Raw genomic sequence first — 8,874 nt, 5'->3', positions numbered from 1 at the left:
CGGTGCGAAGAGCGCGGCGGAGTGGACGAAGCGTCCGTCCTTGAAGTGCTCGGCGAGCGCGGCGCGGGGTCCTTCGCGCGCTGGCGCGGAAGGACCGGCGTGTCCTTGCACGAGGATTCGAGCGCAGAGCGCGAGGGGCGGCTGCACGATGCCGACGGCCTTGATCGTGGCCAGCAGCAACGCGTCGGCCTGCGGGGTGGATTTGGTCTGGCGCAGACGGTCGAAGTTCTCCTTCAGCGCGCGCGGATCGACCTTCATGAGATGCATGGGAATGCTCCTTTTTGGGGTTGCGGGCCGGCTCGACCGGCCTTTCTCGTCTTCTTTCCGAAGACATCACCCGGCCCGCGGAGCGGACGGGCCGGTGCAACTGCGGCCGAGCATCCCTGGCCGGCAGGACCAGCGGGGCCAAAGGCCCTTGCGCAGGACGACGGGCCGGGATCGCGCAGGCGGCGGTTGAGCTTCAGCGCCGGCGGCCCGCCCGGTCTGCGAGCGGGCTGCTTTCATCCATTTTCACCCCTTTCCTCTCCAATTCCTAGAATCGCAGGCTTGAAGCGCCACCATAATGGTGGCATATAGAAGCATGGAGAAGAGGCGTCCGACCTACGACCTCGAAGCGATCAAGACGGCGTTCGGGTCGGTCGAGACGCTTGCGATGACGTCATCCGCGCTGCGCGACGCCTTAGCCTTGGGCTTTGATCGCGCGGGGGTCGTCGAAACGATGGCAGGGATCGAGCGGCGAATGTTCTACAAGTCGATGACCACGTTCGCGGATCATCGCGTCTGGCAGGACGTCTACCACGTCCCGGCGCGCGGCATGACGCTCTACGTGAAATTCCAGGCCGACGTCGTGACCGAGTTCACGGTCATGTCGTTCAAGGAGAAATGACCATGGCAGTATCGAAGACGGACCTGCCCGACACGATGGTCTCTCCGGAGACCGGCGAAACGCTGCGCCGCGGCGTTCGTGCGTTAATCGTCACCTACAAGGGCAAGAGCATCACGGTCGAGCTGCCGGGCTATTATCCGGACAACGGCGACGATGGCATCCATTTCGGGGACGACATGGCCGTGACCGATGCGGCGCTGCGGGCCTTGAAGGAAGAGATCGAAGGTATTCCCTCGCCTGCCACGATCAGACGGGTGCGCGAGAAGCTGAAGCTATCGCAGCGCGAGGCGGGCGGCCTGCTCAAAGTCGGAGAGAATGCGTTTGACAAGTATGAGCGTGGCCTGGTCGAGCCGAGTGGTCCGACCAGCCAGTTGTTGCGGCTCCTCGATCAGCATCCCGAGCTGATCGAGGAATTGCGCGAGAGCGCCTAAGCGGCGATTGTCTTGGCCTCGCTTGCGATGGCCGCCGCAAGCGCCTTCTCGACCTCGGCGAGTTGCCGGCGCTTGTCCGCGAGCTCGCCGGCGAAGGCGAAGTCGCCGCCTTCGCGCGACTGGTAGGCCGCAAGGCGCCGGCGCGCATCGGCGAGTCGCTGGCGAAAGCGTTCCCGCTCCTCTTCGAAATCATCCAGAGCGTACTCGAGGCGTGAGACCGCGCCAAGCGGCGTCACCGTGACCGACAGATCAACCTCGTACTCGGCGGCGGTGCGCATCAGCATGGTGCCGTAGCGATAGCCCTCGCGTCCGAAGCGCTCGCCCGTATATTCGAGGTCGAAGCCACCAATCGAGGCGATGATGATCTCACCTTCCTGCTGAAGCTGGACGCGAGTCAGGATCTCCTTCATCAGCGCGCGGCCGGCCTCCTTGCGCTCGGCATAGCGCTTGCCTGCACGCTCATGGCGAAGGCCTCGCCCGTCGTCGGCACAAGGCGTTGGATGTCCTGTCCGATCTCCACGATGCGCCGGGTCGAATATTCGATCTCGCGTTCAGCATCGCGCACCTGGCGACGAACGGCATGCTGGTCGTCGATATGGGCGGCACGCAACCGTTCGAGCCGTGCGATATCGGCCTCTAACCCCGCCTTCTGCATCAAGCGCGGGTCACCCGATGCGATCGCTTTCGCCATGGCGAACTGGTTCGCCTGACCTTCGCCCAGGTCTTCGAGCCGCCGGATCGAGGTGTCGCCCGAGAGCGCGGCCGCGATGAAGCGGGCCTTGCGCTCGTTGTTCTGCCACGTCGTGGCGTCGAGCGAGCCCTCGGTCGCGTAGGCGAAGATATCGACCTCGTCGGGCTGGTTGCCCTGGCGGACAATGGGGCCCTCGCGCTGCTCGATCTGAGACGGAAGCCAGGGTACGTCGAGATGGTGCAGGGCCTTGAGGCGCAACTGCGCATTGACCCCGGTGCCCATCGTGTCGGAGGAACCGATCAGGAAGCGAACCTTCCCGGCGCGCACATCGCCGAACAGGCGCTGCTTCGCTTCTGACTTCTTGTAATCCTGCATGAACGCGATTTCCGATGCGGGCACGCCCATGCGGATGAGCTCGTCGCGAATCCAGCGATAGGCCGAGAAGCCGCGGCTCTTCTCCACGCTGATCGTGCCGAGATCGGAGAAGATCATCTGTGCGGCGCCCGGAAGCTCGAACGGCTTGCCGTCCGGGCGCACATAGGTGTTTTCCGCGGTGTCCTTCCAGATGCGGAAGGCGTTCGCGATGAGATTGTTGAGCTTGTTTTCCGGCTCGTCGTCATCGTTCGGATCGACGAGACGCAAATCGATCGCCCCGTGGCGACCGGCAGTGATGACGGAGAGAAGAATATCATCGCCCGGCTCCGGCGGTCGATCGCGCATCTCGATCGCCCTGATGCGCTCGTCGAGCAGCATCTGGTAGCGCTTGAAGGCCGCTGTCGGCTTGGACGTTAGGATCTGTCGTCGGCCGGTCGAGATCCCCGGCACCTTCACATATTGACGCAGATCCTCGGGCAGCACCACGTCCGCGAAGGAGCGGAACATGGCTATCAGCTCCGGAACGTTGACGAAGGTGGCGAAGCGGGTGACCGGCTTGTATTTGCCGGAGGGCTGAAGCTCGAGCTCGGTCGAGACATCGCCGAAGGTCGAGGCCCAGGCGTCGAACTCGTGCAGCCCGCGCTGCGAAAGCGCCTCGTAACCCAGATAGCGCTGCACAGAGAACATCTCGCCGAGCGTGTTGGTGATCGGCGTCCCGGAGGCGAGCACAAGCGCCCGGCCGGGGTTCTTCGTCTCAATGAAGCGCGACTTCACATAAAGGTCCCAAGCGCGCTGCGAGCCGTTCGGATCGACACCCTTCAGCGTCGACATGTTGGTGACGAAGGAGAGCTTTCTGAACTCCTGCGCCTCGTCGACGATGATCTGGTCGACGCCGATCTCGGAGATGGTCAGAAGATCGTCCTTGCGAGTCGAGAGCGATTCCAGCCGCTCCTTCAGACCCTCCTTCAACCGTTCGAGCCGCTTGCGCGAGACACGGTCGTCGCTCTCGACCTTGGTCAGCAAAGTTTCGTGAAGCTCCAGCTCGTCCTGGATCATCTGCTGCTCGAAGGCCGACGGGACGCCGATGAAGCGGAAGGCGGAATGGGTGATGATGATCGCATCCCATGTCGCGGTCGCCGCACGGGACAGGAACCGCTGGCGCTTGTCCTTGGTAAAATTGGCATCGTCCGCGACGAGGATGCGCGCATTGGGATAGAGCGCCAGGAACTCGCGCGCCGCTTGCGCGAGGCAGTGGCCAGGCAGACCAGCATGGCCTTGGCGATCAAGCCGAGCCGGCGCTGCTCCATGACGGCGGCCGCCATCGTCATGGTCTTGCCGGCGCCGACCGCGTGGGCGAGATAGGTCGAGCCCGCCGACACGATGCGCCAGATGCCGCGCTTCTGATGCCCATAAAGAACAAAGGCGCCAGAGGCGCCCGGGAGCTTCAGATGCGAGCCATCGAAGGCTCGTGGCGCGATGTTGTTGAAGCGGTCGTTGTAGACCCGCGCCAGCCTGTCGGTGCGATCGGGATCGGACCAGATCCAGCGCTGGAAGGCGTCCTTGATCTTTTGCAGCTTCGTCTTCGCGGCCTCGGTGTCCACGACATTGAGCACGCGCCGCTCGCTCATCTCCTCCTTGATGGTGTCGAAAATCTGCGGGACGCGACTGTTCAGCGCATCCGCGAGAAGCTCGCCGGCATGCCGACGATCCGTGCCCCATTCCGACGTGCCGGCCGCCATCCAGCCGAGCTGACGCGCCTCCACGGTCCATGAGGCCAGTTCGGGCATGTGATGGATCCTGATGTCGGCCTCCATCATCTCCTTGACGAAGGCGACGACATCGGCGGCCGGAATCCAGGGCGCGCCAAGCCGCGCGGTAATATCGAAGGGGCGCAAATCGCCAGGCTGCACGCCTCGCAGCGCCGTGACGTTGCACTCATAGGACGGGTCGAGCGCGGCTCCGCCGTCTTCAGCTTGTCGCGGATATGGCCCGACAGATAAGCGTCCGCCGTCTGCCACGATCCATCGGTCGGATCGCGAAAGATCGCGCTGCCGAGTTCGGCGACGACGTCCTGGGCGCCGCGATGCAAGAGCTCTGCAATGTGGTCGATGTCAACACGCCCGCGCTCGTTGAGCACAACAGCCAGCGCGTCGGCCGCGCCGGTGATCACCGGCGGCGATGGCGGCGAGATCACGCGCTCGGTGAAGATCGGACCGGGCTTTGCGGTATTGGTCTCGAGGTCATAGTCCTCGATTGAGGCAACCAGCCAGCAATCGGGATCGTCGAGGAAAGGCTGGATGTTGGGGCGGCGGTGCGTCTCGCGTACTTCGCCAGTTTCCTCGTCTGCCGATAGCGAGATAGTGGTGAAGTTGATCGGCCCGAAGTCACGAACAAAGCTCGACCAGGCGATGGGCAGCCTGACCTGCGCCTCCTTCCACGGCCGGTCGAGCTCCTGTGCCTTCAGAACTTCGCGCACGGCATCGCGGATCGGGATCAGCTTCCTGATAATCCGGACGTGTTTTTCCGGGATACCGTCGACACTACGGTTCCTGTGGGCCTTTACGGCGACGGACTGGCCGTCGAGAATCTGCATCAGGCCGTGGGCCTTGTCGAAGAAGAAGCTGCCCTCACGCACATGCCGATCGGATGGAAGATCGGCCGCGGCGTGATCGTCGGAGTCCTCCAGATCGGGATCGATCATGTCGGGTTCGCCGTCGTAGACGGCTTCCGGAAGGAGCGCAACGGCGGCCGTGAGTGCGAGGTCGAGGTCCTCGCCGTCGCGGGGACGGCATGTGTAGGTCTCGCCGAAGGGACCGGAGGCGAGCTTGTGCGTGCCGAGCACATACTCAGGATGGTCAGCGAACCAGCGGTTCACGCGGATGGCGCCTTCATCCTCCGTCGCCGGCCGAACCTCGTCGACCTCGAGCCAGGATCGATTACCTTCGGGATCGCCGATCTTGCGCTTGCGGAAGAACAGGATGTCGACGACGACATCGGTGCCGGCGCTGGCGCGGAAGCTGCCCTCGGGCAGCCGGATGGCGGCGATCAGGTCAGCGGTCCTGGCGATATGGCCGCGCGCCGAGGTGTCCGCCTTGTCCATCGTGCCCGAGCTGGTCACGAAGGCCGCAAGCGCCCCCGGCTTCAGCAAGTCGATCGCCCGCGCGAGGAAATAGTCATGCAGGCGAAGGCCCAGCAACCGGTACGCACGATCCGATCGCACGGTGCGATCAGAAAAGGGCGGATTGCCTATCGCGAGGTCGAAGCTCGCCGGCAGCACCGTGCGCGAAAAATCGCCGGTGACGATCCGCGCCCGCGGCTGCAACAGACTTGCGATACGCCCCGTGACCGGATCGAGCTCGATTCCGGTGACATGGGAGATATCACGAAGCCCTTCCGGCATTAGCGCCGGAAACAGCCCCGTGCCGATGCCGGGCTCGAGCACGCGGCCGCCACGCCAGCCCAGACGTTGCAGGCCTGCCCAGATCGCACGGACGATGAACTCTGGCGTGAAATGCGCATACTGGGTGCAGCGCGCGAGCGAGGCATGGTCGAGATCGCCGACGGCATCCTCAAGGTCTAATCCGATCGCCTCCCCCCCTTGCGAAACTCGGCCTCGCCCGGACGCTGGAATACCGAGTTGGCGAGCTCGGACGCGCCGAACCCGGTGAAGCGGATCAGCTGCTCCTGCTCCTCAGGCAGAGCCGGCCGCTCATCGGCCTCGATGGCGGCGGCAAGCCGGATCGCCGCGATGTTGTCGTGCGCGCGAACCTTCCAGCCCTTCGCCAGGGCGCGGTCGGAGGTGAGATAGAAATTCGCACCGCGCGCGCGATGCGTGGACGATTTGGAGCGCGCGACCGCCGCGGCCGGACGCGCAGGGGCCGGCGTCGACGGATCGGGATCGTCGTCATTATCCGGCCCCGCGATAGGGCCGCCGGCAAAGGCGGTCACGCCGAGGCCGAGGCCCGACGACAAAGCGGTCTTGCCGAAGAGATCGAGGATAAAGGGATCGTCTTGCGCCATTGGAAATCTCCTTGTGATGAAGGCGCGTGCCATCGTCCCGCCGGACAGGCAGGCGATGGCGTTCGCATCGGGTGGATGGAGGGCCGGTTCTCCCGGCAGCGGAAACGCGAAGTCCGCCAGGCTTGTCGCGGAGTTCGGGCGGTCCCGCCGCCTATGACGTCTCTTCGGACGGAGAAGGTTGCCGCGGAGTGGATGACGCCTTGGCGGCTTCGTTCCAGAACTCCTCGAGCATATCGACGGTGGAGCGGTAGCGGATGGCGTCAGCGGTGATGAGCATCACGCTGCCGCCGAAGCCGTCCGGCCGCATCTTCGTGCAGGTGAACGCCGCGGTCACGACGATCTTGTCGATCGTGGCGGAGCGGCGCACGATGTCCTGGAACATCCGACCCCAGCCGCTGTCGGTGTCGGTAAGATCGACGTCGATATCTTCCGGCGGATCGTCGCCCGCCTCCGCGTCATGTCGCACCAGCAGCGCGGCGACCTGCTTGCCGATACTGGTCTCGCCGTATCCGCGCGACGCCTCGCAAGCGGCGCGCAGATCATCGACCGACAAAGTGACGATGTCGCTCGGCCCGCACCACGAATAGTAATAGATGCCGTCTGCCTCGCTTTCCGCGTCGAAGACGAGATCGAGGATCAGCCGCTCCAGCGGCGTCATATCCGCCGCAGGAAGGTTGGGCTGTACCACGGTCGGGGAGTAGTAGTCTGCCATGGCACTCTCCCTCACGCCGCGATAGCGTCGGGCAGGTAGCGCAGATGCACCGGGAGCTTGGCGGCGATCTCCGCGTCGGTCAGCCGGTCGAGCAGCTTCAGCACCGTGCCGCGCTGGCCGCCATAGACCAGCACCGTGCGCTCGCCGCGCAGGTGCTCGGCCCAGCGATCTCCAGCGTAGCCGCGATAATCATCATGTACGCTCGACCAGATGTGTTCGAGCCGCTCTTCGCGTGACATCGCCTTCGTGGGCCGCGATTCCCGCTCGATGATCGCGGCGCGCATCCGATCCGGCGAGCTCTTGTCGTAAAGATCGCAATAGCCGTGGAAGTAGCGCACACGACCATCGATCGTCAGCGCGAAGAAGACGCTGGTGATGCTGCCGGTGAGGAATTTCGCGCAAGGCAAACATCTCAGGCGTCATCCAGAACGGCGGCAGGATCTCGAACATATGGTCGTGCTCGTCCTGGCCGACCTCAAACCATTCGCCGCGATAGAGAGCGCTGTCGTCGTTCTCCCAACGGTTCGGCCGCTGCGCGCGGCGATCGAACATGCGGAACATCTGCCGGCGGTCGGCGATGCCCTGATAGACCTTGCGGATCGGAGAGAGGGTCATGAGCGGGCTCCTTTCCGCCTCGTCGGGCCGGAGCGCGGCTCATCTTTCCGATTTCGCCATCGTCTTCAGCTCTTCCTGACCCCTCCTCCGCGGCCGCCTCTTCCGTCCGGCCGGGTCAAGGGCCGCGGCACGCGGGCGAAGCTTCACCTTTGACGCGGCCGGCGGGCATGCGGCAGCCGGGTGTCACCTTACCTTTCTCTTTCTGCTCCGTTCCCTGTCCACCTTGTCCACGACTACAAGAAGCGCTATCATTGCTCCCAATGAGAGCATTGGAGGCATCCATGCCCGGGAATCTGCATGTGCGCAATCTAGACGACGACCTCATCGCGAAGCTGAAAATCCGTGCGGCCCGTCACGGCCGCTCAGCGGAGGCCGAACATCGCGAGATCCTGCGCCAGGTCCTGGCAAGCGAGGGCGGGCCTGACTTTGACAGCCTCGCGGCCGAACTGCGGAAACTGACCGCGTCGCGCAAACAGACGCCTGCCGAGGTTCTGCTGCGCGAAGGCCGAGACGAGCGCTGATGGAGACGCTCGTCATCGATGCCAGCATTGCGATCAAATGGGTCGTGGAGGAAGAAGGGACCGACACCGCTGTCGATCTGCGGTCGCGTTTCCGGTTCGTGGCGCCTGAGCTTCTGATTCCAGAATGCGCGAACATCCTTTGGAAAAAGGTTCAGCGCGGCGAGCTCACCCGCGACGAGGCCGTCCTGGCGGCGAGGCTGCTCGAACGTGCCGGCGTCGACCTCTTGCCCATGGCCGGCTTGCTTGAGGAGACAACAAGCCTCGCGATCGAGCTTTCGCATCCGGCCTACGACTGCGCCTATCTGATAGCCGCGCGCCGGACCGGATCAAGATTTGTGACGGCGGATACGCGTCTGCTGCGCACCATTGCCGAACGCGCATCGAGTGCAATCGCGCATCTTTGCGTTTCGCTCTCGGACCTTCGGAAGGGTGCGCATTAGGCGCGGGCTCGCTCGCGCAGTTCCTCATTCCAGTCGCTGGCCTGCGGGCGAAGCCGATCGTACTTGCAGCCGGCGTTAATCGCGATCGTTTCAAGGCGCGCCGCATAGACCTCTCCCTGCCGATTGTTATCCGTCGCCGCGACGAGCCGCGCGCCCGGCCGCGCGCTCAGCGCTCGAATGGCG

Annotated in this window: 7 protein-coding genes and 3 pseudogenes; 5 read left to right on the top strand and 5 right to left on the bottom strand. The window is 64.4% G+C overall.

What is annotated here, in order from left to right:
• Window positions 1–267 (bottom strand): annotated as a pseudogene (locus CWO89_RS48375) (hypothetical protein); the annotation flags it as partial.
• Between the two features lie 313 nt (window positions 268–580).
• Here CWO89_RS48375 and CWO89_RS36515 point away from each other — a divergent pair.
• On the top strand, window positions 581–886 hold the full coding sequence (locus CWO89_RS36515; RefSeq protein ID WP_130583233.1) for a type II toxin-antitoxin system MqsR family toxin: 306 nt from the start codon (window positions 581–583) through the stop codon (window positions 884–886).
• A gap of 2 nt (window positions 887–888) precedes the next feature.
• Complete coding sequence (locus CWO89_RS36510) at window positions 889–1,317, top strand: type II toxin-antitoxin system MqsA family antitoxin (RefSeq protein ID WP_130583232.1); 429 nt, start codon at window positions 889–891, stop codon at window positions 1,315–1,317.
• Here CWO89_RS36510 and CWO89_RS36505 read toward each other — a convergent pair.
• The 3 genes and pseudogenes from CWO89_RS36505 to CWO89_RS36495 all read right to left on the bottom strand — a co-directional run bounded on the left by CWO89_RS36505 (window position 1,314) and on the right by CWO89_RS36495 (window position 7,676).
• Window positions 1,314–6,403: pseudogene (locus CWO89_RS36505) on the bottom strand (helicase-like domain-containing protein). The gene CWO89_RS36510 and the pseudogene CWO89_RS36505 overlap by 4 nt on opposite strands.
• A 151-nt stretch (window positions 6,404–6,554) precedes the next feature.
• Window positions 6,555–7,115, bottom strand: a complete 561-nt coding sequence (locus CWO89_RS36500; RefSeq protein WP_130583231.1) for a hypothetical protein — start codon at window positions 7,113–7,115, stop codon at window positions 6,555–6,557.
• An 11-nt stretch (window positions 7,116–7,126) separates the two neighbouring features.
• A pseudogene (locus CWO89_RS36495) lies at window positions 7,127–7,676 on the bottom strand (DUF1419 domain-containing protein).
• On the opposite strand from CWO89_RS36495, the gene CWO89_RS48370 reads away from it, so the two are divergent.
• The 3 genes from CWO89_RS48370 (at window position 7,566) to CWO89_RS36485 (ending at window position 8,691) form a co-directional block, all read left to right on the top strand.
• Window positions 7,566–7,883: a hypothetical protein gene (locus CWO89_RS48370; protein ID WP_245476742.1), complete on the top strand. Its 318-nt coding sequence runs from the start codon at window positions 7,566–7,568 to the stop codon at window positions 7,881–7,883. The pseudogene CWO89_RS36495 and the gene CWO89_RS48370 sit on opposite strands and share 111 nt — an antisense overlap.
• A 128-nt stretch (window positions 7,884–8,011) precedes the next feature.
• On the top strand, window positions 8,012–8,251 hold the full coding sequence (locus CWO89_RS36490) for a FitA-like ribbon-helix-helix domain-containing protein (protein ID WP_130583230.1): 240 nt from the start codon (window positions 8,012–8,014) through the stop codon (window positions 8,249–8,251).
• Window positions 8,251–8,691, top strand: coding sequence for a type II toxin-antitoxin system VapC family toxin (locus CWO89_RS36485; RefSeq protein ID WP_130583229.1), 441 nt, complete (start codon window positions 8,251–8,253; stop codon window positions 8,689–8,691). Before CWO89_RS36490 ends, CWO89_RS36485 begins: the two co-directional genes overlap by 1 nt.
• Here CWO89_RS36485 and CWO89_RS36480 read toward each other — a convergent pair.
• Window positions 8,688–8,874: toprim domain-containing protein (locus tag CWO89_RS36480; RefSeq protein ID WP_165421476.1), on the bottom strand; the 187-nt coding region annotated here is incomplete at its 5' end. The two genes, CWO89_RS36485 and CWO89_RS36480, sit on opposite strands and share 4 nt — an antisense overlap.

Source organism: Bradyrhizobium sp. Leo170 (assembly GCF_004296405.1).
GTDB lineage: Bacteria > Pseudomonadota > Alphaproteobacteria > Rhizobiales > Xanthobacteraceae > Bradyrhizobium.
Note: the sequence above shows the minus strand (reverse complement) of the source record. Positions and strands in the feature narration are given on the sequence as shown.